General features: G+C 64.1%; 19 protein-coding genes. 12 read left to right on the top strand and 7 right to left on the bottom strand.

All coding sequences use genetic code 11. The features are described 5' to 3' along the window. Nucleotides 1–38: 38 nt before the first annotated feature. The 8 genes from AB5Y89_RS05195 (at nucleotide 39) to accA (ending at nucleotide 9,155) form a co-directional block, all read left to right on the top strand. A complete protein-coding gene (locus AB5Y89_RS05195) occupies nucleotides 39–551 on the top strand; it encodes an OmpH family outer membrane protein (RefSeq protein WP_029313943.1) in 513 nt (170 codons plus the stop codon). A 3-nt stretch (nucleotides 552–554) separates the two neighbouring features. Further along, entirely contained in the window at nucleotides 555–1,574 is a 1,020-nt protein-coding gene (lpxD, locus tag AB5Y89_RS05190; RefSeq protein WP_039039449.1) for a UDP-3-O-(3-hydroxymyristoyl)glucosamine N-acyltransferase, read from the top strand. 24 nt (nucleotides 1,575–1,598) lie between these two features. After that, nucleotides 1,599–2,060: a 3-hydroxyacyl-ACP dehydratase FabZ gene (gene fabZ, locus AB5Y89_RS05185; RefSeq protein ID WP_010673414.1), complete on the top strand. Its 462-nt coding sequence runs from the start codon at nucleotides 1,599–1,601 to the stop codon at nucleotides 2,058–2,060. Between the two features lie 2 nt (nucleotides 2,061–2,062). Beyond that, nucleotides 2,063–2,854, top strand: coding sequence for an acyl-ACP--UDP-N-acetylglucosamine O-acyltransferase (gene lpxA, locus AB5Y89_RS05180; RefSeq protein WP_010673415.1), 792 nt, complete (start codon nucleotides 2,063–2,065; stop codon nucleotides 2,852–2,854). Beyond that, nucleotides 2,847–3,986, top strand: coding sequence for a lipid-A-disaccharide synthase (lpxB, locus tag AB5Y89_RS05175; protein WP_368223025.1), 1,140 nt, complete (start codon nucleotides 2,847–2,849; stop codon nucleotides 3,984–3,986). Before lpxA ends, lpxB begins: the two co-directional genes overlap by 8 nt. Nucleotides 3,987–4,064: 78 nt before the next feature. After that, complete coding sequence (gene rnhB / locus AB5Y89_RS05170; RefSeq protein ID WP_039039433.1) at nucleotides 4,065–4,655, top strand: ribonuclease HII; 591 nt, start codon at nucleotides 4,065–4,067, stop codon at nucleotides 4,653–4,655. 53 nt (nucleotides 4,656–4,708) lie between these two features. After that, nucleotides 4,709–8,188 carry a DNA polymerase III subunit alpha gene (gene dnaE, locus AB5Y89_RS05165; protein ID WP_039039451.1) on the top strand — a complete coding sequence of 1,160 codons (3,480 nt, stop codon included), beginning with the start codon at nucleotides 4,709–4,711 and terminating at the stop codon, nucleotides 8,186–8,188. A 16-nt stretch (nucleotides 8,189–8,204) separates the two neighbouring features. Further along, complete coding sequence (gene accA / locus AB5Y89_RS05160; RefSeq protein WP_010673419.1) at nucleotides 8,205–9,155, top strand: acetyl-CoA carboxylase carboxyl transferase subunit alpha; 951 nt, start codon at nucleotides 8,205–8,207, stop codon at nucleotides 9,153–9,155. Between the two features lie 80 nt (nucleotides 9,156–9,235). Here accA and AB5Y89_RS05155 read toward each other — a convergent pair whose 3' ends face one another. Both AB5Y89_RS05155 and AB5Y89_RS05150 read right to left on the bottom strand, forming a co-directional pair. Beyond that, on the bottom strand, nucleotides 9,236–10,627 hold the full coding sequence (locus AB5Y89_RS05155) for an MATE family efflux transporter (protein WP_368223023.1): 1,392 nt from the start codon (nucleotides 10,625–10,627) through the stop codon (nucleotides 9,236–9,238). 106 nt (nucleotides 10,628–10,733) lie between these two features. Continuing rightward, nucleotides 10,734–11,639, bottom strand: a complete 906-nt coding sequence (locus AB5Y89_RS05150; RefSeq protein ID WP_039039436.1) for a LysR family transcriptional regulator — start codon at nucleotides 11,637–11,639, stop codon at nucleotides 10,734–10,736. A gap of 496 nt (nucleotides 11,640–12,135) precedes the next feature. Between AB5Y89_RS05150 and AB5Y89_RS05145 the strand changes: the two genes are divergently transcribed. Both AB5Y89_RS05145 and yjeH read left to right on the top strand, forming a co-directional pair. After that, the gene (locus tag AB5Y89_RS05145; RefSeq protein ID WP_042864259.1) at nucleotides 12,136–13,428 is read left to right on the top strand and encodes an HAAAP family serine/threonine permease; all 1,293 of its coding nucleotides are present in this window, start codon (nucleotides 12,136–12,138) and stop codon (nucleotides 13,426–13,428) included. 125 nt (nucleotides 13,429–13,553) lie between these two features. Beyond that, entirely contained in the window at nucleotides 13,554–14,834 is a 1,281-nt protein-coding gene (gene yjeH, locus AB5Y89_RS05140; RefSeq protein WP_041211297.1) for an L-methionine/branched-chain amino acid transporter, read from the top strand. Nucleotides 14,835–14,877: 43 nt separating this feature from the next. Here the strand turns inward: yjeH and AB5Y89_RS05135 are convergent, their stop codons facing one another. The 4 genes from AB5Y89_RS05135 to AB5Y89_RS05120 all read right to left on the bottom strand — a co-directional run bounded on the left by AB5Y89_RS05135 (nucleotide 14,878) and on the right by AB5Y89_RS05120 (nucleotide 20,144). Beyond that, on the bottom strand, nucleotides 14,878–15,414 hold the full coding sequence (locus AB5Y89_RS05135; RefSeq protein WP_124813402.1) for a GNAT family N-acetyltransferase: 537 nt from the start codon (nucleotides 15,412–15,414) through the stop codon (nucleotides 14,878–14,880). A gap of 72 nt (nucleotides 15,415–15,486) precedes the next feature. After that, complete coding sequence (locus AB5Y89_RS05130) at nucleotides 15,487–17,214, bottom strand: ABC-F family ATP-binding cassette domain-containing protein (RefSeq protein ID WP_368223021.1); 1,728 nt, start codon at nucleotides 17,212–17,214, stop codon at nucleotides 15,487–15,489. A gap of 349 nt (nucleotides 17,215–17,563) precedes the next feature. Then, nucleotides 17,564–18,001 (bottom strand): PliI family lysozyme inhibitor of I-type lysozyme, encoded by a 438-nt coding sequence (locus AB5Y89_RS05125; protein ID WP_010673427.1) that lies wholly within the window; start codon nucleotides 17,999–18,001, stop codon nucleotides 17,564–17,566. A 112-nt stretch (nucleotides 18,002–18,113) separates the two neighbouring features. Next, on the bottom strand, nucleotides 18,114–20,144 hold the full coding sequence (locus AB5Y89_RS05120; protein ID WP_368223018.1) for a M13 family metallopeptidase: 2,031 nt from the start codon (nucleotides 20,142–20,144) through the stop codon (nucleotides 18,114–18,116). A 129-nt stretch (nucleotides 20,145–20,273) separates the two neighbouring features. On the opposite strand from AB5Y89_RS05120, the gene tilS reads away from it, so the two are divergent. After that, the gene (gene tilS, locus AB5Y89_RS05115) at nucleotides 20,274–21,608 is read left to right on the top strand and encodes a tRNA lysidine(34) synthetase TilS (protein ID WP_368223017.1); all 1,335 of its coding nucleotides are present in this window, start codon (nucleotides 20,274–20,276) and stop codon (nucleotides 21,606–21,608) included. Nucleotides 21,609–21,650: 42 nt separating this feature from the next. Here the strand turns inward: tilS and AB5Y89_RS05110 are convergent, their stop codons facing one another. After that, on the bottom strand, nucleotides 21,651–22,577 hold the full coding sequence (locus AB5Y89_RS05110) for a GGDEF domain-containing protein (protein ID WP_069785593.1): 927 nt from the start codon (nucleotides 22,575–22,577) through the stop codon (nucleotides 21,651–21,653). A 193-nt stretch (nucleotides 22,578–22,770) separates the two neighbouring features. On the opposite strand from AB5Y89_RS05110, the gene AB5Y89_RS05105 reads away from it, so the two are divergent. Further along, nucleotides 22,771–24,723, top strand: coding sequence for a monovalent cation:proton antiporter family protein (locus tag AB5Y89_RS05105; protein ID WP_010673431.1), 1,953 nt, complete (start codon nucleotides 22,771–22,773; stop codon nucleotides 24,721–24,723). Nucleotides 24,724–24,729: the final 6 nt, after the last annotated feature.

Below are 24,729 nucleotides of genomic sequence, written 5' to 3'. Positions count from 1 at the left end.
AATCAGGTAGCCCTCGACCGAGGGACCAAGGAGTAAGTGTGAATAAAGCGTTGAAAGTAGCTGGTTTGAGCTTTGCACTGATGGCTGCCGGCATGGGTTCTGCCTTCGCTGAGACCAAGATTGCCGTGGTCGACATGGGCGAAGTCTTCCAAAAGCTGCCCCAGCGTGAAGCCGTTGCCAAGAAGCTGAAGGGCGAGTTCGAGCCGCGCATGCGTGAACTGCAGAAGCTGGAGTCCGACGGTCAGGCACTGGTCGAGAAGTTCAAGAAGGACGAAGCCTTCATGAGCGCCGAGCAGAAAAAGCAGAGCCAGGAGAAGCTGGCCAAGCTGCAGATGGAATTCAACCAGAAGCGTCAGGCGTTTGAACAGGACAACGGTCGCCGTCAGTCCGAAGAGCGCAACAAGATCCTGACCAAGGTGCAGGCTGCCATCGACGCCATCGCCAAGAGCAATGGCTACGATCTGGTGCTGGAGCGCAACGCCGCCCCTTATGCAGCCAGCAAGCTGGACATCTCCGGCCAGGTTATTTCTCAGGTTAGCAAGAGCAACTAATTGATGGCATTCACTCTCGCACAGCTGGCCCAGCAACTGGGGGCCGAGGTCCATGGGGATGGGACCCGGGAAATTCGCAAGGTCGCGACACTGGAAAAAGCCGGGGAGGGGGAGATAGCCTTCCTGTCCAACAAGAAGTACCGGCATTTTCTGGAGCAGAGCAAGGCCACTGCCGTGCTCATCACCGAGGCAGACCTGCCGTTTTGCCCCACCAACGCCCTGGTGCTCAAGGACCCCTACGTGGGCTTTGCACGGGTTGCCCAACTGCTGGACACCACCCCGCAGCCGGCCATGGATATCCATCCGAGCGCCGTCATCGCGGCGGACGTGCAACTGGGCGAGAGAGTGGCCATCGGTGCCAATGCGGTGATCGAATCCGGCGTCGTGCTGGGTGACGATGTGCGTATCGGCCCGGGCTGTTTCGTTGGCAAGGATACCCGACTGGGAGCGCGCTCCCGGTTGTGGGCCAACGTCACCCTCTATCACAACGTGACCCTGGGCACGGACTGTCTGGTACAGGCCGGCACCGTGATCGGGGCAGACGGTTTCGGTTATGCCAACGAGCGCGGCGAGTGGATCAAGATCCCCCAGCTCGGTGGCGTGACCATCGGCAACCGGGTCGAGATCGGTGCCTGCACCACCATCGACCGCGGTGCGCTGGAAGATACCCGCATCGCTGACAACGTCATCATCGACAACCAGTGCCAGATCGCCCACAACGTCGAGATCGGCTACGGCACTGCCGTGGCGGGCTCCACCGTGATGGCCGGTAGTCTCAAGGTCGGCAAATACTGTATCATTGGTGGTGCCTCCGTCTTTAACGGGCACATGGAGATCTGCGACCAGGCCACCGTCACCGGCATGGCCATGGTGATGCGTCCCATCACCGAGCCCGGTATCTACTCTTCCGGCATCCCCCTGCAAACCAATAAAGAGTGGCGCAAGACCGCCGCCCGGGTGATGCGTATCGAAGAGATGCACAAGCGGTTGAGCAAGCTTGAGAAAAAGCTGGATCAAGAATAATCACGATTGGTATAGGGTACTGTTTTGACTACTGAAAAGAAGAGCCTGGGTATCCAGGAAATCATGGATCTGCTGCCCCACCGTTATCCGTTCCTGATGGTGGACAAGGTGGAAAACTACGAGATCAGCGATGAGCGCAAGACCCTGCGCGCCATCAAGAACGTCTCGTTCAACGAGCCGATCTTCCAGGGCCACTTCCCGGCCAAGCCGGTCTTCCCCGGCGTGCTGATCCTGGAAGCCATGGCCCAGGCCACCGGTATCCTGGCCTTCACCATGGTGGGCAAGCCGTCACCCAACGAGCTCTATTACTTTGCCTCCATCGACAATGCCCGCTTCAAGCGCCCGGTGGGCCCCGGCGATCAGCTGGTGCTGGATGTGGAGTTCCTGAAGGAGCGTCGCGGCATCGCCAAGTTCACCGGTGTCGCCACCGTCGACGGTGAAGTGGTCTGTACTGCCGAACTGATGTGCGCCAAGCGCGAGGTATAACCGTGATCGATCAGACTGCCATCATCCACGACACCGCCATCGTCCATGAGTCTGCCGTCATCGGCAAAGGGGTTGAAATCGGCCCCTTCACCGTCATCGGCGCCGAGGTGGAAATCGGTGACAACACCTGGGTGAGCTCCCACGTGGTGATCAAGGGCCCGACCAAGATCGGTCGCGGCAACAAGATCTTCCAGCACACCTCCATCGGTGAGGATTGCCAGGACAAGAAGTACGCCGGCGAGCGCACCTTCCTCGAGATCGGCGACAACAACGTGTTTCGCGAGAACTGCACCGTGCACCGCGGTACCACCCAGGACCAGAGCCTGACCAAGGTGGGTAGCGGCAACCTGTTCATGGTCAACGTTCACGTGGCCCACGACTGCATCATCGGTGACAACTGCATCTTCGCCAACAACGCCACCCTGGCGGGCCATGTGCACATCGGTGACTTCGTGATCTTCGGCGGTCTGTCTGCCATTCACCAGTTCGGCCGCGTCGGCTCCCACGCCTTCGTCGGCGGCTGCGCTGCCCTGAACAAGGACGTGCCGCCCTACGTGATGGCCGCCGGCAACTACGCCAAGCCGTTCGGGGTCAACTCCGAAGGCCTGCGTCGTCGTGGCTTCAGCGCCGAGGCGATCTCTGCCGTCAAGCGCGCCTACAAGGAGATCTTCCGCTCCGGCAAGACCATTGAAGAGGTGTTGCCCGTGCTGAGCGAGATGGCCCAAAGCGAACCGGCCATCCAGCTCTATGTGGATTTCCTCAAGGACAACGAGCGCGGGATCATCCGTGCCTGATCCCATTCGCATCGGCATCGTCGCCGGAGAGACCTCCGGCGACATCCTGGCCGCAGGGCTGGTGCGCGAACTGCAAGCCCGCTACCCGGATGCGCAGTTCGAAGGGATCGCCGGGCCGCGGATGCAGGCTCTCGGCGTGAAGGCGCTGTTCGAGATGGAGGAGCTCTCCGTCATGGGCATCACCGAGGTGCTGGGCCGTCTGCCCCGCATCCTCCAGGTGCGCCGCGAACTGCTGCGCCACTTCATCGCCAATCCGCCCGACATCTTCGTCGGTGTGGATGCACCGGATTTCAATATCGGGGTGGAGCTGAAACTGCGCCGCGCCGGTATCAAGACGGTCCACTATGTCAGCCCCTCCGTCTGGGCCTGGCGTCAGGGCCGCATTCACAAGATCAAGGCGGCCACCGACATGGTGCTCGCCTTCCTGCCGTTCGAGAAAGCCTTCTACGACCGTTTCGATGCCCCCTGTCGCTTCGTCGGCCACACCATGGCGGACGACATCCCGCTGGTCCCGGATCAAGGGGCGGTGCGCGAGGCCCTCGGCATCGATCCCGCCCGTCGCTGGCTGGCGGTGCTGCCGGGGAGTCGCACGGCGGAAGTGGGCTTCATGGCGCCGGTCTTCCTCGAGGCGTGCAAGCACCTGACGGTGCACAACCCGGATCTCGGTTTCATCGTGCCTCTGGTCAACCAGAAACGGCGCGAGCAGTTCCTCGCCATCAAGGCCGAGTTGGCCCCGGAGCTCGACATGGTGCTGCTGGACGGCCAGGGCCGCGAGGCCATGATTGCCGCCGATGTGGTGATGCTCGCCTCCGGCACCGCGGCCCTCGAGGCCATGCTGGTGAAAAAGCCCATGGTGGTCGGTTACAAGCTCAAACCCTTCAGCTACTTGCTGGCCCAGTGGCTGGTGAAGACGGATTATGTCTCCCTGCCGAACCTGCTGGCGGACAAGATGCTGGTGCCCGAGCTCATCCAGCACGAGTGCACCCCGGCCAACCTGGTGGAAGAGGTGAGCAAGCTGCTGGACCATGACAACAGCGAGCTCATCGCCACCTTCACCCGGTTGCACGAGAAGATCCGCTGCAATGCGGATGTGCAGGCAGCGGAAGCGGTTGCCGCGCTGCTGGAGCGTTAGTGGGCTCTGCCTGTGTGTCAGGCGTGATGTTGTGCTGATACTGGCCCTGCGGGGCCGGTTTTGATTCAAGGCTATGAGATGACGATCGATATTCCCGAAGACAAGCTGATTGCCGGGGTGGACGAAGTGGGTCGCGGCCCCCTGGTGGGTGACGTTGTCACCGCCGCAGTGATCCTGGATCCTGCCAATCCCATCCTTGGCCTCGCCGACTCCAAGAAGCTCTCCGAGAAGAAGCGGCTCGCCCTGTTTGGCGAGATCAAAGAGAAGGCGCTGGCCTATGCCATCGGCCGCGCCAGCCCGGCGGAAATCGACGAGCTCAACATCCTGCACGCCACCATGCTGGCGATGCAGCGCGCCGTGGCGGGGCTCAAGGTGACGCCCGAGCTGGTCTTCATCGACGGCAACCGCTGCCCCAGATTGCCGATGGAGGCCCGCGCCGTGGTCAAGGGGGACAGCCTGGTGGCCGCCATCAGCGCCGCCTCCATCCTCGCCAAGGTGACCCGGGACGCCGAGATGACCGAGCTGGACAGCCGCCATCCCGAGTACGGTTTCGCCCGCCACAAGGGCTACCCGACGGCGGAGCACCTCGCCATTCTGGCCGAACGGGGTCCGCTGCCCGAATACCGTCAGAGCTTCAAGCCGGTGCGCCGCGCCCTGGGGATCGAATAACCGATGCCGATCTGTCTGAACGATTTCTGCTTGCGCAATGAGAGGGCGTGACCATGGCTGATCCCCGTTTCATCCACCTGAGGGTGCACTCCGACTTCTCCATGGTCGACGGCCTGCAGAAGATCGGTCCCATCGTCTCCGCTGCCGCCGCCAACAACATGCCGGCCCTGGCCCTGACCGACCAGATGAACATGTGCGGCCTGGTGCGCTTCTACGGCTCTGCCCACGGCAAGGGGATCAAGCCCCTGGTCGGGGCGGATTTCTGGGTGCAGAGCGACGAGCTTGGGGACGAGCAGTTTCGCCTCACCCTGCTCGCCATGGACAACGACGGCTACCAGAACATCACCCTGCTCATCTCCCGTGGCTATCAGCGCGGTCATGTGCAGGGGCGCCCCGTCATCGACAAGGCCTGGCTTGGCGAACATGCCAAGGGGGTGATCGTCCTCTCCGGCGGGCGCGAGGGGGATGTGGGCAAGTTCCTGCTCAAGGGCAACCGCCAGATGGTGGAGCATTGCCTCGCCTTCTACCAGACCCACTTCCCGGATGCCTACTACCTGGAGCTGCTGCGTACCGGCCGCCCGGATGAGGAGGTCTACCTCCACATGGCGGTGGCCATTGCCACCGAGTTCGAGCTGCCGGTGGTGGCCACCAACGAGGTGGTGTTCCTCACCGCCGATGACTTCGATGCCCACGAGATCCGGGTCGCCATCCACGACGGCTACACCCTGATGGACAAGCGCCGACCGCGCCGCTACAGCCCCCAGCAGTACCTGCGCAGTCAGGAGGAGATGGCGGAGCTGTTTGCCGACATCCCGGAAGCCCTGGAAAACACGGTGGAAATCGCCAAGCGCTGCAACGTGACGGTGCGCCTTGGCGAGTATTTCCTGCCCAATTTCCCCACCGGCGACATGACCACCGAGGACTTCCTGGTCATGAAGTCGAAGGAGGGGCTGGAGGAGCGGCTCGAATTCCTGTTCCCGGATCCGGCGGTGCGGGCCGAGCGCCGTCCCGAGTATGACGAGCGCCTCGACATCGAGCTCAAAGTGATCAACCAGATGGGCTTCCCGGGTTACTTCCTCATCGTGATGGAGTTTATCCAGTGGTCCAAGGACAACGGCATCCCCGTCGGTCCGGGCCGGGGCTCGGGGGCGGGGTCGCTGGTGGCCTACGCCCTCAAGATCACCGACCTGGATCCGCTGGAATTTGACCTGCTGTTCGAACGTTTCCTGAACCCCGAGCGGGTCTCCATGCCCGACTTCGACGTCGACTTCTGCATGGACAGGCGCGACGAGGTGATCGATCACGTCTCCGAGATGTACGGCCGGGAGGCGGTGTCCCAGATCATCACCTTCGGCAGCATGGCGGCCAAGGCGGTGGTGCGGGACGTCGGCCGGGTGCTGGGCCACGCCTACGGCTTTGTCGATCGCATCTCCAAGCTGATCCCGCCCGACCCCGGGATGACCCTGGCCAAGGCGTTCGAAGCCGAGCCCAAGTTGCCGGAGCTCTACGAGCAGGACGAGGAGGTCAAGGACCTCATCGACATGGCCCGCCGCCTGGAAGGGGTGGTGCGCAACGCCGGCAAGCACGCCGGTGGCGTGGTGATCGCGCCCACCAAGATCACCGACTTCGCGCCGCTCTATTGCGACGACGAGGGGCATCACCCGGTCACCCAGTTCGACAAGAACGACGTGGAGTACGCGGGCCTGGTGAAGTTCGACTTCCTGGGGCTGCGAACGCTCACCATCATCGATTGGGCCCTTGGCATGATAAACCCCCGTCTTGCCAAAGAGGGCAAGCCGCCGGTGGACATCGCCGCCATCCCCATCGACGACAAGAAGTCGTTCGCCCTCTTGCAGCGTTTCGAGACCACGGCGGTGTTCCAGCTCGAATCCCGCGGCATGAAGGATCTCATCAAGCGGCTGCAGCCCGACTGCTTCGAAGACATGATCGCACTGGTGGCCCTGTTCCGTCCGGGCCCGCTCCAGTCGGGCATGGTGGACAACTTCATCGAGCGCAAGCACGGCAAGGAGGCCATCTCCTACCCGGACGAGAAGTGGCAGCACGAGAGCCTCAAACCCATACTCGAGCCCACCTACGGCATCATCCTCTACCAGGAGCAGGTGATGCAGATCGCCCAGACCCTGGCGGGGTATACCCTGGGTGGCGCGGACATGCTGCGCCGGGCCATGGGCAAGAAAAAACCCGAAGAGATGGCCAAGCAGCGGGCGGGCTTCGAGGAGGGGGCGGTCAAGAACGGCGTCGACGGCGAACTGGCGATGAAGATCTTCGATCTGGTGGAGAAGTTTGCGGGCTACGGCTTCAACAAGTCCCACTCCGCAGCCTATGCGCTGGTCTCCTACCAGACCCTCTGGCTCAAGACCCACTTCCCGGCGGAGTTCATGGCGGCGGTGATGACCGCCGACATGGACAACACCGACAAGATAGTGACCCTGGTGGACGAGTGTCAGCGCATGGGGCTGACCGTGATCCCGCCGGACGTCAACACCGGCCGCTACCGCTTCAGCGTCAACGAGGACGGCCACATCGTCTACGGCATCGGCGCGGTGAAGGGGGTAGGGGAAGGGCCCATCGAGGCGATCCTGGACGCGCGGGATCGGGACGGTCCGTTCCGCGACCTGTTCGATTTCTGCAACCGGGTCGACATCAAGAAGCTCAACAAGCGGGTGATGGAGAAGCTCATCCTCTCCGGCGCCATGGACAGGCTCGGCCCCCACCGCGCCGCCCTGATGGCGACCCTGGAGGAGGCGATGCGCGCCGCCGAGCAGCACGCCAAGGCCCAGGCGGTGGGGCAGGTCGACATGTTCGGCGTGCTCACGGAGGAGATCGACGACGTCAAGAAGGCGTTCGCCAACGTGCCGCACTGGCCCGACAAGGTGTGGCTGGAAGGGGAGCGCGAGACCCTCGGGCTCTACCTCACCGGTCACCCCATCAACCAGTACAGCAGCGAGCTGCGGCGCTACACCTCGGGCCGACTGTGCGATCTGCATCCCACCTCCCGGGATACGGTGACCACGGCGGCGGGGTTGGTGATCGCGGCGCGCAGCATGGTGACCAAGCGCGGCAACAAGATGGGGATCTTCACCCTGGACGACAGATCCGGCCGTCTGGATGTGACCCTTTTCAGTGAAGCGCTGGAAAAATACGAAGAATTGATGCAAAAAGACCGTATTTTAGTGGTTTCTGGACAGGTCAGCTTTGATGACTTCTCCGGTGGCCTTAAAATGTCGGCCCGCGAGTTGCTGGATATCAACGATGCGAGGGAGCGTTTTGCCAGGGCAATCCGCATCTCCCTCGATGAACAACGCATTGACGAGCGCTTTTTCCCGCGTTTGTGCGAGATTTTGGAGCCCGCCCGTGCCGGAGTCTGTCCGGTTCAGGTAAACTATCGTCGCCCCGGTTCCCGGGTGCGATTGACGCTCGGTACCGAGTGGCGGGTGACGCCCACCGATCAACTGATAGATGACTTGCGAGTCCTGCTTGGACGAGAGCGGGTTGAATTGGTTTTTGATTAGAGGATCTATTGTCCCTATGAGTCTTTTTCTGGATTTTGAACAGCCGATCGCCGAGTTGCAGGCACAGATCGATGAACTGCGCCATGTGAGCGAGCACAACAGTGCCGTGGATCTCAGCGAAGACATTCGCCGGCTGGAGAAGAAAAACGAAGAGCTGACCAAGAAGATCTTCGGCGATCTGGGTGCCTGGCAGGTATCCCAGATGGCACGTCATCCCCAGCGCCCCTACACCCTCGACTACATCGAGCAGATCTTCACCGATTTCGACGAGCTGGCCGGGGATCGCGCCTATGCCGATGACAAGGCCATCGTCGGCGGCATCGCCCGTCTCGACGGCGAGCCCGTGATGATCATCGGTCACCAGAAGGGTCGCGAGACCAAGGAGAAGATCAAGCGCAACTTCGGTATGCCGCGCCCGGAAGGGTACCGCAAGGCCCTGCGCCTGATGGAGATGGCCGAGCGCTTCAAGATGCCGATCATCACCTTCATCGACACCCCGGGTGCCTACCCCGGCGTGGGTGCCGAGGAGCGTGGCCAGTCCGAAGCCATCGCCCGCAACCTGAAAGTCATGGCCGGCCTGACCGTGCCGGTGGTCTGCACCGTGATCGGTGAAGGCGGCTCCGGCGGCGCTCTCGCCATCGGTGTCGGCGATCGCGTCAACATGCTGCAGTACTCCACCTACTCCGTCATCTCCCCGGAAGGGTGCGCCTCCATCCTCTGGAAGAGCGCCGAGAAGGCCTCGGTGGCGGCGGATGCCATGGGCATCACCGCCCAGCGCCTGAAGGAGCTGAAGCTCATCGACAACATCGTCGAGGAGCCCCTCGGCGGTGCCCACCGCGACGTGGAGAAGATGGCCAAGCACCTGAAAGCGCGCATCAAGCAGGATCTGGATGCCCTGCGCCCCCTCGACAGCGAGCAACTGCTGGAGCAGCGCTATCAGCGTCTGCTGGGTTACGGCTACTGCTGATCTGCCGCTTCCAATAAAAAGTCCCCGCATGCGGGGACTTTTTTTATGGGCGACGTTTGTGGGGGACGCCGGGGCGGGCCTCAGGGGGCGGTCAGCGCCCGTTGCATACGGACGGAAGCACGCCCTCCGGCAGGGCTCAGGGCCCGCCACTCCCGCCACAGCAGCCAGCACAGGGGGGGCGTCAGCAGCAGCACGGTGGCGGGCTGTGCCATCAAGACCCCGTCGCGCCCCCACCAGAGGGGCAGCAGGAAGATGAGGGGCAGTAGCAGCACCGTCTTGGCCACGGAGATGACGAGGGCCTGGCGGGTGCGGGCCATGGCCTGCAACAGCACGATGCCGAACATGACGATCCCCTCCAGGGGCAGGGCAGCGAGGTTGAGGGTCAGGCTGCTGATGGCGGCGGCGAGCAGCTCTGCGTCCTGATCACCGGTGTAGAGCATGGCGACCGGCTGCGGCAGCAGCTGGACAATCAGCCAGACCCCCAGGCCATAGACCAGGGTGATCTTGAGCCCCATCGCCATCAGGAACTGGAGGTCGCGATGGCGCCCGGCCCCGGCTGCCTGGCTCACCAGGGGCTGGATGCCAAACGCCAGTCCCTGCAGGATGACGATGAAGACCGCCTCCGTGTATCCCGCCACGGTAAAGCCCGCCAGATCCTTGACCGTGCCGTGCACCATCAGCTGGCTGTTGTGCAGCAGCAACAGCAGCCCCAGATTGAACTGGGCGATGAGGCTCGGCAGCCCGGTGAAGAGCAGGCCGGGCATGGCCGGGAAGCGGGGCACCAGCTGGCGCCAGGTCAGCCGCAACCGGGCGTGGTGGGTGAAGAAGTACCCCAGGCCGAGCAGGCTGACCATGGCCTCCGAGAGGAGGGTGGCCTGGGCCGTGCCGGTGAGGCCGAGCCCGAGCCGGCCCACCATGATGTAGTTGAGCAGGATGTTGAGGAGGGCGCCGCCGCTCACCAGTACCATGGCGAGACGAGGGCGGCCGTCGTTGCGAAGCAGGTAGGGCACCGCCAGGTTGCTGGCGAGCAGCAGGGTGCCACCGCCAATCCAGGTGAGGTAGTCGCTGGCCTGCTGCCAGGTGTCGGTGCCGGGGGCCATTCCCAGGGCCTGCAGGATATCGGTGTGCCAGTGGTGCAGCAGCAGCGGCGCTACCGTGCCCAGGATCAGCAGCAGCCAGAGGGCGCTGACCAGAGCCTGGCGGGCCAGAGCGAGGTTCCTGGCGCCCTGCTGGAAGGAGATGGCGGTGGCGGCCCCCATGGCGATCATGGCGGCGAGGCCGATGAGCACCATGATGACCGGATAGACCAGGTTGATGCCGGCAAGGCCGGCGGCCCCCACGTAGTGGCCGACGAAGATGCCGTCTACCAGGTAGTAGGCGCCGGAGACCAGCATGGCCATGACGGAGGGGAGGGCATAGCCCCAGAAACGGCGGGCCATGGCCCGTTGACGCAGACGGAAGTAGGCGGACATATCTGTACTCGGGAAAAGGGCCGGAATCGAGCAGACAGTCTAGTTTCTTATGGTTTAATTGATAATCAGGCTTTCATTTGATGGATTGCTGAATGGATTTCATCAATCAACGGATCCTGTGATACTCCTTCAGCATGTCGATCAGGGCTCGCAGCCCTTGCCCCAGCTGGTGCCGGCCCGGATAGAAGAGGTTGAACCCGGCAAAGCTGGGGCTCCAGTCATCCAGCACGCTCACCAGCCGCCCCGATGCCAGTGCGTCGAACACCTCCCCTTCATGGCAGTAGGCGAGCCCGAGCCCCGCCTCGGCCGCCCCCAGATAGAGCGCGGGCGTGCTGGTGGTGAGCGGGCCCGTCACTTCGATCTCCAGCAGTTCCCCCTCGGCGGCAAAGGCCCAGCGATAGTGGTGATGGGGCGTGAGCCGGTAGCCGATGCAGTCGTGCTGGCGCAGATCCGAGGGGTGGCGAGGGGTGCCACGCCGTGCCAGATAGTCGGGGGAGCCCACCACCAGATAGCGCTGCTGCGGGCCCAGGGGAACCGAGATCATCTCCTGGGGCAGCAGGTCGCCGTAGAAGAGGGCGGCGTCGTAGCCATCCTCGATGAGGCGGGGCATCAGCTCCAGCTCCTCCACCTCCACCTGCATGCGCGGGTAGCGCACCAGATAGTCGATGAGCACCGGGGCCAGCACCTCCTGGATGGCGGCTCGCGGGGCACAGAGCCTGAGCCTGCCCACGGGTTCGCCCGCGTGGCGCGTCAGCTCCGCCAGCGCCGCCTCCAGTTGCCCCAGGGTCGGCAGTACCTGGGCCAGCAGCCGTTCGCCCGCTTCGGTCGGCACCACGGCCCGGGTGCTGCGATTGAGCAGCCTGACGGCCAGGCGACTCTCCAGCCCTTTGAGGGCATGACTCAGGGCCGAGGCGGAGACCCCGAGCTCGAGGGCAGCCTTGCTGAAACTGCGGTGACGGGCGACAGCGGCAAACACGGCCAGCTCGGCGAGATCGGTGCGGGAGAGGGTCATGGTCGGTACGCAGAAAAGGGGCGGACACAAAGGGTACGCCATGGGGCGACGGGAGACAATCGGGGGGCAATGAGGGGGTTGTGACGAAATTGTTGCGCGTTTCAAGGGTGAGGTGGATCACACCAAAAAGTTTATATGTTAAAAAAAAATCGCAATATGGCGATTCAAGTGTGATCTGAAGCGACGGAAAGGCGATTCCAATCAAACTTTGGTTGATTAATTCAAAAAAACGCTGTGATTAATAGGGCCTTTTAACTAGAGTCATCTCATCGGATGAGGTGAGCGTTATCCCGTTGTTAACGAGCGAGCACGATCCCCTCTGTATTACGACTCCCCGCCCGTGTTTGTTGCAATCAGGTTGCCACAGGGAGTGGCGGCCGGATGGCCGGGGCGGAGGAACAAACAGGACGAATAGCTGGAGTTCCAGGGAAAGGAACCGGGCCCAGGCCCACTGACAAGTTAAGATCCCACTTTCCTTGATGACAGGAACACCCCTATGTCTGACATGAACATTGCAGTTGAAGGCAGCTTGAGCAAAGCCTCCTCCCGTGGCATCAACAAGGCCGACGTGGTCTGGATGCTGGGTCTGTACGGTACCGCCATCGGCGCCGGTGTCCTCTTCCTGCCGATCAATGCCGGTGTCGGTGGCCTGTGGCCGCTGGTCGCCATGCTGATCCTGGCCCTGCCGCTGACCTTCTTCGCCCACCGTGGCCTGACCCGCTTCGTGCTGTCCGGCTCCACCCGTGACGGCGACATCACCGAGGTGGTGGAAGAGCACTTCGGCAAGACCGCAGGCAAGTTCATCACCCTGCTCTACTTCTTCGCCATCTATCCCATCCTGCTGATGTACTCCGTGGCCATTACCAACACTGTCGAGAGCCTGATGGTGCACCAGCTGGGCATGACGGCACCTCCCCGTGCCATCCTCTCCCTGGTGCTGATCCTGGGTCTGATGGCGATCGTTCGCCTGGGCGGCCAGGTCATCGTCAAGGCGATGAGCGTGCTGGTCTTCCCGTTCGTGATCACCCTGATGGGCCTGGCGCTCTACCTGATCCCGCACTGGAACGGTGCCATCATCACCGAAGCCCCTGCGCTGGGTGAGGCCTTCAACGGCGACTTCATCAAGACCCTGTGGCTGGCCATCCCGGTGATGGTGTTCTCCTTCAACCACTCCCCGATCATCTCCTCCTTCGCGGTGGACAACAAAGGCCGCTACGGCGCCAACGCCGAGAAGAAGTGCAGCAACATCCTGCTGGGCGCCCACGTCATGATGGTGATGACGGTGATGTTCTTCGTGTTCAGCTGCGTGCTGAGCCTCTCCCCGGCTGACCTGGCGGCGGCCAAGGAGCAGAACATCTCCATCCTCTCCTACCTGGCCAACCACTTCGACAACCCGGTGATCGCCACCGTGGCACCGCTCATCGCCATGGTTGCCATCAGCAAGTCCTTCCTGGGTCACTACCTGGGTGCGCAAGAGGGCATGAACGGCCTGATGGCCAAGTCCCTGCGCGAGAAGGGCAAGAACGTCGACGTCAAGCAGCTGAACAAGGTGACCGCAGTCTTCATGATCCTGACCACCTGGGCCGTGGCCACCATCAACCCGAGCATCCTCGGCATGATTGAAGATCTGGGCGGCCCCATCATCGCCATGCTGCTCTTCCTGATGCCGATGTACGCCATCGCCAAGGTACCGGCCATGCGCAAATATGCTGGCAACCTCAGCAACGGCTTCGTCACTCTCATCGGCCTCATCGCCATGTCCGGCATCATCTACAAGCTGATTGCCTGATGACAGCGTTCATCCCTGTGAGAAAGCCGCCCCCCGGGGCGGTTTTTTTATGGGCACAAATGCTTAACAAAGCGGTGGTGGCGGCCTAACATGGCGGGATGTTTTTCTAGACGGGACAACAGGATATGTCTGGGTTGAAAAAGGATCTCGGGCTCTGGCAGGGGATGGGGCTGCTCGCCACCTCCCTGCTCGGTACCGGGATCTTCGTGGTACCGGCCACCGCCGCCTCGCTGGCGGGAGGGGCGTCGCTGTGGGCCTGGTTGCTGCTGATTGCCCTGGTGCTGCCCATCGCCTTTACCTTCGCCCGCCTCGGGCGGCGTTATCCCCACGCGGGGGGCGCCCCCCATCTGATTGGCCTCGCCTTTGGCAACGGCGCCGAGCGCTTCTCCGCTTTCCTCTTTCTGGCGGTGCTGCCGGTGGGCCTGCCTGCCGCCCTCACCATCGCCGCCGGTTTCTGGCACGCCCTGTTCGACATGGGGGAGTGGACCCTCTGGGGCATCCAGCTGCTCACCTTGCTCGGGGTCTTTCTGCTGGGGCTGCGGGGAGCGCGCTCCTCCGGCAACCTGCAACTGCTGATCGCCCTGGCCATTCTCGGGCTCACCCTGCTTATCTGGGTCAAGGGGGATCTCAGCTGGCGCGATGCCGCCCAGCCTCTGCCAACGGCGAGCGAATGGCCCGCCATGGGATCGGCGCTGGCGGTGATGTTCTGGTGTTTCGTGGGGCTCGAGGCCTTCGCCCACATGGGGGAGGAGTTCAAGCGGCCAGAGCGGGACTACCCCCTTGCCCTGTTGGGGGGCGTGCTGCTGGCGGGGCTCATCTACTGGGTGCACTCCCTGGTGGTGCTCAAATATGACCTCTACGGGGACGAGGCGACCAATGCCACCGCCATTCCGGCCCTGCTCTCCCTGTTGTTCGGTCCCACCGCCAAGTGGCTGGTGGCGGTGCTGGGCTATCTCTCCTGCTTCGCCAGCATCAACATCTACCTGCAAGGTTTTGCGCGCCTTATCTGGAGCATGGCGCGGGAGGGCAAACTGCCGGTCTCCCTCTCTCGCCTCTCGGCCCGGGGCGCTCCCCTGCATGCCCTTGCCTGGGTGCTCGCCATCTGTTTCGTCTCCATCACCCTGATCCTCTGGCTGCGTCTGCCCCTCGATGCGTTGATCCGCTACGCCAACGGCAACTTCGTGCTGGTCTATCTGCTCTGCATGGCGGCCGGCTGGCGCTTGCTGTCGGGGACCGGCAAGGGGCTGGCGGGCCTCAGCGTGCTGCTCTGCACCCTGGTGCTGCTGGCCCTCGCTACCCAGGTGCTCTATGCCGTCGTGCTGAGCCTGGGGTATGGCGGCTTCTCCCTGTGGCGGCGCAGACGCCGCCGCTCGGCGTCCGATGAGGGTGTCTGCGCCATCAAGTAACTCCCGAAAAAAAGCCCCGCAGTGCGGGGCTTTTTGTTGCTGGTCACAGGCTGGCGGGCAGGTCGCTGCGCAAGATGGCGTAGTGGCGCAGGGAGATGAAGCCATCCCCCTTGCGCTCGCACTCCCGCGCCGTGCCCTCGTAGTGAAAACCGGCCCTCTCCAGCAGGCGGGCTGAGGGGAGGTTGGGCTCCTCCACCACTGCCATAAGCCGGTGCAGGTCGGTGGTGCGGTAAGTGAGCGGTAGCCAGAGTTGCAGCGCCGCGCTCATCACCCCCTTGCCCCAGTGTTCGGGATAGAGCCAGTAGCCCAGCTCGGCACACCGGTGAGTCGGGTCGGCATCGTTGTAGCCGATGGCCCCCAGCGGCTCGCCCGAGAGTCGGTCGCGAATGAGGTGCCAGGCGCCACGGCCGGTGCGGGTCAGCTCGGCATACCAATCCATCTGTGCCCGGCATGCCGCCAGGCTGTCGTAGCTGACGCCGTAGTAGGCGACGACCCGGGGATCGGAGAGGCCGCGATAGATGTGAGGCAGGTCGGTGTCGGTGACGGGATCCAGCCTGATGTGGGGTGGTGCTGATGTCATGATGACTCCTTGCGGCCAGCCGTGGCTGGCCGCGTGTGTTGCGTAACAAGAGATGGATGATCCGGGCTGGCGTCAGGCAAAGCCGAGGCGCTCGGCAAGGCGCGCCAGCTCGTCACGCCACTGCTGCTGCAGGCGCGGGGTCTGGTGCCTGGGCTTGCGGGCCAGATCGGCGGCGAGCAGGGCATCGAGCTCATACCAGCGCGCCAGCAGCGCCTCTTCGTCATCCCCCGTGGCGGCCGCGGTCTGCGGGTCACCTGATCGAGCCGGGCTGCCCGCCTGCGGCAAGGGGGCATCGCCCAGCAGCTCGGCATAGGCCCGCTCGGCACTGTGAGCCTCCTGGATGCGCCCGTCCTGTATCAGCCAGAAGCGGTTGCAACTGCGCTCGATCAGCTCCCGGTCGTGGGAGACCAGCAGCACGCCCCCCGGGAAGGCGGCAATCGCCTCGGCCAGCTCCTCCTTGCCCGCCAGATCCAGGTGGTTGGTGGGTTCGTCGAGCCAGAGCATGTGGTGGCTGCCGAGGGACAGGGCGAGGAACAGCAACCGTGCCCGCTCGCCCCCGCTCAAGGTGTGCACCTGCTGGCCGTGGCGGGCATAGGGGAAGCCCGCCCGGATCAGCGCCTGTCGCCGCGTCACCTCAGGCAGAGGGGCCAGGGGGTACAGCGCGTCGCTCAGGGTGGCGTCGTCAGCCAGCTGCTGCAGGGACTGATCGTAATAGGCGATGCTGGCGCCGGGGTGGCAGTACCAGCCCGCCTGCGGACTCTGCATGGTCAGTTCGCGCCAGCACTGGCGCAGCAGGGAGGACTTGCCGGTGCCGTTGGCACCGAGCAGGGCGACCCTGTCCCCCGCTCGCAGCCAGAGCCCCTCGGCACGCAGCAGCGGCGGCAGTGCCGGTGCCGGCGATACGTCGAGGGCTTCCAGTCGCAGCAGGGTGTCGGCAGGCAGGCTCACTCCGCGCAGCTCGAGCCGCCAGGGGGCCAGCGCCGCCACCTGGCTCTGCTCCTCCTGCAGGCGGGCGATGCGCTTTTCCATGGACTTGGCCTGGCGCACCAGCTTCTCGTTGTCATGCTCCCGCCCCCAGATGGCGAGGCGTTTGCTGCTGGCGCTCAGGCGGTCTATCTCCTTTTGCTCATCCGCCCGGCGCAGACGGGTCTGCTCATCCTCGGCAGCCAGCGCCGCCCTGGCCTGGCTGCAGGGCAGGGCGAAGCGGTGCAACTGGCCGTCTCGCAGGATCAGGGTCTGATCCGTGACGCTGTCCAGCAGGCGACCGTCGTGGGAGACCAGCACGAAGGCGCCGCGCCAGCCCAGCAGAAACTGCTCGAGCCAGAGCAAGGCGGGCAAGTCCAGGTGGTTGCTGGGCTCATCGAGCAGCAGCAGGTTGGGTTGGCGCAGCAGGGCGCGGCCTATCTGCAGCCGGCTGTGCTGGCCACCGCTCAGTGCACTGACCGGCAATGTGGCCTGGGCCTCCAGCTGCAGTTCGGCCAGCAGCTTGTCCACCTGCCATTCGGCGGCGGGGTCGTTGCCCAGTGCATCCAGCAGCACGGCGCGGGTGCTGAGGGTGGAAAGCCCGGCGGGCAGTTGCTGGGCCACGAACTCGCAGCGGCAGGCGGCGGCCTGCACGACCCGGCCGGCCTGGGGCGTGCGCTCGCCCGCCAGCAGCGCGAGCAATGTGCTCTTGCCGCAGCCGTTGGCGCCAATCAGGCCGAGTCGGTCGCCTGCGCGAATGCCGAGTTCGAGGTGATCAAATAAGGGAAGGTGCCCCGCACTCATCTGCAGGGAATGGGTACTCATCAGGGTTGTCATGCTCTTGCTCTCTTAAATCGCGGGATGGGAAATCCCTGTCATCAGGAGCGCTGGCGACAACGGCAGAGTCGAGAAAGGTCTCGGTATGGAAGGGAGTCGGCTTTGCTCGAACCCGCTATCGCAGCGCGATGGTATGCAGGCAAGAGCACTTGAATGTGCCGAACAGGCGAGCCGAGAACATCGGACACGCTTGGATAACCATTTTTTACCTCCTTGTGTTTCGTTATGGCAGGGTGCGGCGATTATAGGCACAGAAAAAAACAGTCGTCCATCCGCCCTGTGGGGGGCCGTGGGCACCGCATCGGTAGGTGCGGGGTAAAAAACGCCCCGTGATACGGGGCGTGGGGGGTCAGTCGCGGGGAGTCTTGAGGGCCTCAATCACATCGTCACTGGGGGCCAGTCCCTCCACGTGGTTGAAGCTCTCCAGCCCCTCCTGGGGATTGATGGTGAGGGCGTCGGCGCTCAGGTAGCTGCCGCTGCCGGCGCTCTCCACCACGACGATGACTTCAGGCTGTTTGTCGCCGTTGAGATCCAGCAGCTTGATCTCCTTGATGCTGCCATCGCGCGGCAGCACCTTGCCGTCGATGAACTGATCCAGCGGAAACTGGGGGTTGGCACCGGAGTAGAGGCGCACGTCGTAGCTGCCGGTGGAGGCGGGCTCGCCGCGCCCTTCACTTACGGTCACCACCTGGCCGGAGGGGAGTGTCAGCTGCTTGAAGAAGCCGTCCGCCGCCTGGCTGGCGAGGGGCAGGGTGAGCAGGCCGAGAGTAAGGAATAAGGCTTTCATGGAGAGGACCCTTGTTGCTGCTTGTGTGTCTGTGAGGGGCAGGGGACGCTTCCCTGCCACGTCGGAAGCGGGCAGGGGGCCGCTGGTCGGCCGCCCCCTGCCCGGGTTGTCATCACCATATCTTGACCCGTTTGGCCGGGTCCAGATAGAGCTTGTCGCCGGGCTGGATCTTGAACGCCTCGTAGAAGGCGGGGATGTTCGGTACCACGCCGTTGACCCGGTATTCCGGCGGCGAGTGGGGATCCGAGGCGAGCAGCATCTGCATCAGCTCGGGGCGATACATGCCCTTCCACACTTGGGCCCAGCCGAGGAAGAAGCGCTGCTCGCCGGTAAAACCGTCCAGCACCGGGGCCTCCTTGCCATCCAGGGAGAGCAGGTAGGCCTTGTGGGCGATGGTGAGGCCGCCGAGATCGCCGATGTTCTCCCCCAGGGTGAACTGGCCGTTGACGTACTGCCCCTTGATGGGCTCGAAGCGGTTGTACTGGGCCACCAGCCGGCTGGTGCGGAAGCGAAACTCCTTGAGATCCGCCGGCGTCCACCAGTCGCGCATCACGCCGTCACCGTCGGATTTGGCCCCCTGATCATCAAAACCGTGGCCCATCTCGTGGCCGATCACCCCGCCGATGGCGCCGTAGTTGACCGCATCGTCCGCCGTCATGTCGAAGAAGGGGGGCTGCAAAATGGCGGCCGGGAAGACGATCTCGTTGTTGCTCGGGTTGTAGTAGGCGTTCACCGTCTGGGGTGACATGTGCCACTCGTCCCGATCGACCGGCTTGCCGAGGCGAGCCAGGTTGTCGGCGTATTCGAAGGCGCGGGCCCGCTGCAGGTTGCCCACCAGATCGTCGGGGCGAATGGTGATGGCGCTGTAGTCCTTCCATTTGTCCGGGTAGCCGATCTTGGGTCTGAACTTGGCGAGCTTCTCGAGGGCCTGGGTCTTGGTGGCTGGGGACATCCAGTCCAGCTCCTGGATGCTCTGGCCGTAGGCGGTGCGCAGGTTCTCCACCAGCTGCTCCATGCGGGCCTTGGCCGCTGGCGGGAAGTAGCGCTCGACATAGAGCTTGCCCACCGCCTCTCCAAGATTGTTGTCCAGCACCCCGAGGGCCCGCTCCCAGGGGGCGCGCTGCTTGGGCGTGCCGCTCAGGGCGGTGCCGAAGAAGGCAAAATTCTGGGCATCGGTCTGGCTGTCGAGGTAGGGGGCGTAATCGGTGATGAGCTGCCACTTGAGGTAGGCCTGCCAGTCAGCGACCGGGGTCTGCTGCATCACCTCGTTCAGGGCCGAGAGATAGGTGGGCTGGCCGATGACCAGGCTCTGCTGCCCCGCAAGGCCGGCCTGGGCCAGGTAGGCGTCCCAGTCGATGGCGGGGGCGAGGCGCCCCAGCTCGCTCACCGGTCCCTTGTTGTAGTTCTTCTCTCTGTCCCGCAGGGCCACGTTGTCCCACTGGATCTGGGCGAGCCTGGTCTCGAGGGCCAGGATGCGTTTCGCCTTGGCCTGGGCATCCGTCTCACCGAAGCGGGTCAGCATGGCGGCGATGTGTTGCTCGTACTTGTGCAGCAGCGCCTGGCTGCTGGGGTCGCGCTTGAGGTAGTAGTCCCGATCCGGCAGGCCGAGGCCGGCCTGGTAGAGGTAGACGGCATAGCTGTCAGGGGCCTTGGCGTCGGCGTCTATCCAGAAACCGAAGGGGGAGCCGCCACCGGTGCGGGCGCTCTGGGCGAAGGCCCGGGCGAGATCCTGCGGCGTGCTGATCTGCTCTATCTCGCTCAGCATCGGCAGCAGGGGCGTGGTGCCCTTGGCGTTGCGGGCGGCCTGATCCAGATAGCTCTGGTAGAGGTCGTGGATCTGCTGGGCCGGGGTGCCGGCGGCGGCTTTGCCATCCAGCCCCTCCACCAGCACCCGCACGTCCGCCAGGGATTTGTCCCGCAGCAGGTAGAAGGCGCCGTCGGCGGGCCTGTCATCGGGGATCTTGGCGGTGGCGAGCCAGTGGCCGTTCACGTAGCGGAAGAAGTCGTCACCAGGCTTGACGCTGGTGTCCATGTTGGCCAGCGCAAGGCCGGAGTGTTTGTCCGGTTGGCTCGGTGCCTGACTGCAACCGGCCAGCAGGGCCAGCCCGACGAGGGTGGCCAGGATGTGTTTCTTGTTGTTCATTATGGTTTTATTCCAATTCGGGTTATATGGCTTCCTTGCCCACGCAGGGAGCGATTCACTCTAGCAGCCGGGTTAGCGCTTGATAAGCCCGACTCTGCTAAGATCGGCCTGGTCGTATTGGGGAAGCCTATGATTTCTCGTATTTATTCTCGTTTTTGTCAGACCCTGCCCGCGCCGGAAGGTTCCCGCGGTCTGCTGGTGGCTTTCAGCGGCGGGCTCGACTCCACCGTCTTGCTGGTGCTGGCGGCCCGTTTTGCCCGCGCCCACGGCCTCGCCCTGAACGCCCTGCACGTTCATCACGGCCTGAGCCCACATGCCGACCACTGGGTGGCTCACTGCGAAGGGGTGTGCCAGCAACTGGCGGTGCCCCTCATCGTGGAGCGGGTGCAGCTCTGTCGGGGCAACGGGGAGAGCCTGGAGGCCCAGGCGCGGGCGGTGCGTTATGAGCGACTCGCCGCCCACCTGGGGGAAGGGGAGTGGCTGCTCACCGCTCACCATCAGGATGATCAGCTGGAGACCCTGCTGCTGGCGCTCAAGCGGGGTACCGGTCTGCGCGGACTGGCGGGCATGGTGGCAAGCCAGCCTTTTGCCGCAGGCCATCTGTTGCGCCCCTTGCTCGACATGAGCCGGGCCGAGCTGGCGCAAGCCGCGCAGTCACTTCCTTATGGCTGGGTTGAGGATGAGAGCAACGAGGACCCGAGCTATGACCGCAACTTCCTGCGCCAGCAGATCATCCCCCTGCTCAAGGACCGCTGGCCCGCCATGGCCCGGACGACGGCGCGCACCATGGCCCTGTGCGCCGAGCAGGAGGCGCTCATCAGCGAGCTGGCCGAGGCGGACTGGCAGGCGGTGGGTGAGGGAGAAGGGCTGCGCATTGACGGACTCCTCTTCCTCTCCCCCGTGCGGCGCAACAACCTGCTGCGCCACTGGATCCGCCGCCAGGGGGGAGAGATGCCTTCCCGCGAGCTGCTGGGCCTGCTGTGGCAGGAGGTGGCGCTGGCGCGTGATGACGCCAACCCCAGGCTGAGCCTGCAAGGGTTGGCGTGTCGCCGCTATCAGGGGCGTTTGTACCTGGTGGCGCCGGATCTCGCCCCCCGCGAGGAGGTGCTGCCCATCCGGATGGAAGAGACGCTCACTCTGCCGGACGGGCTCGGGCAGTTCAGGCTCTGGAGAACGGATGGCGAAGGGTTGCGGACACCGAGGGGGGACGAGCCGCTCTCGGTGCGTTTTCAGGTCGCCCCCGGCGTCATGCTGAAACCGGTGGGGCGGGTGGGCAGCCGGCGGCTCAAGAAGCTGCTGCAAGAGTACGGGGTGCCCTCCTGGCAGCGGGGGCGCATTCCCATCCTCTACTACGGTGAACAGGTGGCACTGGTGGCCGGGCTCTTTGTCTGCGACGGATTTCTGGCGCCAGAAGAGGGGGTGGCGTGGGAGTGGCGGCCCCCCGTCCCCCAGGATGCGGATTGACATCGCAGAGTGACAGGGGGCCGGGAGGGGAAGGGGGATGCCCTATTCGGGCAGGCCGGAGCCCCCGGCTTTCTTGCGGGCGTAGAGATGGGTATCGGCCGTCTCGTAGAGGCGCTGCACATCCATGCCAGACTGCCAGCTGGCGGCTCCCAGGCTGCACCCCACAGAGAAGGCGCTGAGCTCCTTGTGGCTGTGGAGCACATGTTGCAACCGCAGCCAGACCGGGCGCCAGGCCTCGGGGTCCGCGGGTTGCAGCAGCAGGGCAAACTCGTCACCGCCGAGGCGAAACGCCTGATCCGTCCCGCGAATGCACCCCTGCAGCAACTGGGCGAAGCGGCTTAGCACCAGGTCGCCCACCGGATGGCCCCAGGTGTCATTGACCTGCTTGAATCTGTCGAGATCCAGCAGCACCAGCACCAGGCCGTGGGGTTCCCGGCTGTGTTGCTCCACCGCCCGGCCGATGGCCTCGTCGAAGTAGGCGCGATTGCCAAGCCCGGTCAGGTGGTCGAGCCGCACCTGCTGTTCCAGCCGATCCAGCCGCAGATAGAGGGGCAGGGGGAGGCTGAACAGCTGATGATATTGCTCAAGCAACCGCCTCTGGCCGTCGCTCAGAGGGTGCTCCAGCTCGTAGTGCAAGTGGCCGAGCAACTGCTCGTGTCGTCCCCGCAGCTCGAAGCGATAGGCATGCAGGGTCAGCCTGGCCTGGGGCGGGTGCGAGATGAGGGGATGGGGCTGGCCACAGTCGAACTGGAGCGAGTGGATCCGGACAATGTTTGCCACCCGCTCGGCAAAGATTGCCAGCAGGGCGTCAAGATCCCGTTGCCCCAGCAACTGCTCTATCTGCTGATAGCGGTCCTGCCCGGTCAAGGGCGCAAGCCGCTCCATCTGCTGTACCCACTGCTCTATGCCATGTCCGAAGCCGTTCAATGACGATGTGTTTTCCACGTTACAGCCCTTACACCTCTCCATTCATTGCACAGGCTCCTGCAAGCCCTGTGCCTAAAATATGTCCGATGAAAAACAAGGGGGCTGGCTAGGCTTAACGGGATGAAACGGGAGGGGAAATTCCTGCCGCTGAGCGAGTGGCGTGCCATATGGGGAGCGGGCGCTGTGCTTGCTGTGTCAGGGAAGAGGGCGCCGGGCAGATGAAGGAGAGGGATGGGTGTACGCCGATGTGTTGATCCTGCTGATCTTCGCCGTTGTGCTGGTGGCCATTTTCCGGCGCCTCGGCCAGCCGGTGATCCTTGCCTATCTGTTTGCCGGCATGCTGCTCGGCCCCCATGGCGTGGCCATCGTCACGGGTCAGGCCATGATGCAGACCATAGGGGAGCTTGGCATCGTGTTCCTGATGTTCTCCCTCGGGCTCGAGTTCTCCCTGCCGCGTCTGCTCGCCATGCGCAAGCTGGTGCTGGGGGTCGGCAGCCTGCAGGTGCTGCTCACCTCACTGCTGTTTTTCGGGCTCGGCTGGTGGTGGGGGCTGAGCCTGGCCCAGGCGCTGGTGGTGTCAGGCACCCTGGCGCTCTCCTCCACCGCCGTGGTGATCAAGCAGCTCGGCGAGCTCAAGCAGCTCCATACCCGGCGAGCCCAGCTCGGGGTGAGCGTGCTGCTGTTCCAGGATCTCGCCGTGGTGCCCCTGCTGGTGATGATCCCCATCCTGGCCCAGCCCGAGGTGCAGGGCAGCGCCCTGCTGGCGGAGGTCGCCTGGGCCTCCCTCAAGGGGTTGTTTGCGCTCTCCGTGCTGCTGGCGGTGGGGAAGTGGCTGCTGCCCATGCTGTTTTTCGAGGTGGCGCGCGCACGTTCAGACGAACTCTTCGTACTGAGTGCCCTGCTGGTGGCATTGCTGGCGGCCTCCCTGACCCAGTGGATGGGGCTCTCCATGGCGCTCGGTGCCTTCCTGGCGGGCATGATGCTGGGGGAGTCCCACTATCGTCATCAGCTCGAAGTGGACATCAAGCCGTTTCGCGACGTGTTGATGGGGCTCTTCTTCATTACCATCGGCATGACCATGGACTGGGCGCTGGTGGCGGACGCCTGGTGGCAGGTGCTGGCCTGTGTGACGGGGCTCATCCTGTGCAAGTCGCTGTTGATATTGCTGGCGGGCCGCCTGATGGGGGAGCGCAAGCGCGACGCCATGGCCGCTGGCATCATGTTGAGCCAGGTCGGGGAGTTCGGTTTTGTGCTGCTGGCGCTGGCGAGTCATCACGGCTTGCTGGATCACCAGCTGGTCTCTCTGCTCATCGGCATCGGTGTCATCTCCATTGCCCTCACCCCCTGGCTGGTGTTGCGGGCGCTGGGGCTTGCCCACTCCCTCACCGACAGTGCCCTGCTCTCTCGCGCCGAGGTGGCCCAGTCGGGCCTGAGCAAACACCAGCACGTCATCATCGCCGGGTTCGGACGCACCGGCCAAACCTGTGCCCGCTTTCTCAAGCTCGAAGAGATACCTTTCCTGGCCCTGGATCTCGATCCCGAGCGGGTGAGTGAGGCGAAGCTCGCGGGGGAGCAGGTGGCGTTCGGCGATGCCAGCCGGCGCGACATCCTGCTGGCGGCCGGTCTGTTGCGGGCGCGGCTGGTGATCATCACCTTCGACGATCAAAAGCGGGTCGATGCCATGCTGACGCTGATCCGGGAGCTGGCGGGGGAGATCAAGGTGCTGGTGCGTACCCGGGATGACAGTTTCCTTGAACACTACAAGCAGGCCGGCGCCTTCGAGGTGATCCCCGAATCCCAGGAGGGAGCCCTGATGCTGGTCTCCCACCTGCTGCTCAACTGCGACATTCCCATCGGCCGGGTGATCCGGCGCATGGAGCACGAGCGCAGCAGCCAGTATCGCTTTCTGCACGGTTTCTACTGGGGCGGCAAGAGTGCGGGCAATCTGGAGACGGATCAACAGCTCGAGCGGCTGCATCCCGTGCTGCTGCACGACCAGGCCTGGGCGGTGGGACACAGGGTGCGGGATCTCGCCCTGGGAGAGGTGCGCATCAAGGCGATTCATCGCGGGGAGCGCAGCCTGGATCCCAGGCGCGAGCTGGTACTGGCGGCGGGAGATACCCTGGTGCTCTTCGGCACGGCCGTGGCCATGGAACAGGCCGAGCAGCGCCTGCTGGAGGGACGCTAGGATCTC

It is taken from the genome of Aeromonas sp. s4 (assembly GCF_040907855.1).
GTDB classification, from domain to species: domain Bacteria; phylum Pseudomonadota; class Gammaproteobacteria; order Enterobacterales; family Aeromonadaceae; genus Aeromonas; species Aeromonas caviae.
Note: the sequence above shows the minus strand (reverse complement) of the source record. Positions and strands in the feature narration are given on the sequence as shown.

Coding starts and splice junctions, on each gene's coding strand:
- lpxD (WP_039039449.1), top strand. CDS start 555: ATGGCATTCACTCTCGCACAGCTGGCCCAGCAACTGGGGGCCGAGGTC.
- AB5Y89_RS05110 (WP_069785593.1), bottom strand. CDS start 22,577: ATGGAGAGGTGTAAGGGCTGTAACGTGGAAAACACATCGTCATTGAAC.
- AB5Y89_RS05145 (WP_042864259.1), top strand. CDS start 12,136: ATGTCTGACATGAACATTGCAGTTGAAGGCAGCTTGAGCAAAGCCTCC.
- AB5Y89_RS05135 (WP_124813402.1), bottom strand. CDS start 15,414: ATGACATCAGCACCACCCCACATCAGGCTGGATCCCGTCACCGACACC.
- AB5Y89_RS05120 (WP_368223018.1), bottom strand. CDS start 20,144: ATGAACAACAAGAAACACATCCTGGCCACCCTCGTCGGGCTGGCCCTG.
- AB5Y89_RS05130 (WP_368223021.1), bottom strand. CDS start 17,214: ATGACAACCCTGATGAGTACCCATTCCCTGCAGATGAGTGCGGGGCAC.
- dnaE (WP_039039451.1), top strand. CDS start 4,709: ATGGCTGATCCCCGTTTCATCCACCTGAGGGTGCACTCCGACTTCTCC.
- accA (WP_010673419.1), top strand. CDS start 8,205: ATGAGTCTTTTTCTGGATTTTGAACAGCCGATCGCCGAGTTGCAGGCA.
- yjeH (WP_041211297.1), top strand. CDS start 13,554: ATGTCTGGGTTGAAAAAGGATCTCGGGCTCTGGCAGGGGATGGGGCTG.
- AB5Y89_RS05155 (WP_368223023.1), bottom strand. CDS start 10,627: ATGTCCGCCTACTTCCGTCTGCGTCAACGGGCCATGGCCCGCCGTTTC.
- tilS (WP_368223017.1), top strand. CDS start 20,274: ATGATTTCTCGTATTTATTCTCGTTTTTGTCAGACCCTGCCCGCGCCG.
- AB5Y89_RS05150 (WP_039039436.1), bottom strand. CDS start 11,639: ATGACCCTCTCCCGCACCGATCTCGCCGAGCTGGCCGTGTTTGCCGCT.
- rnhB (WP_039039433.1), top strand. CDS start 4,065: ATGACGATCGATATTCCCGAAGACAAGCTGATTGCCGGGGTGGACGAA.
- AB5Y89_RS05125 (WP_010673427.1), bottom strand. CDS start 18,001: ATGAAAGCCTTATTCCTTACTCTCGGCCTGCTCACCCTGCCCCTCGCC.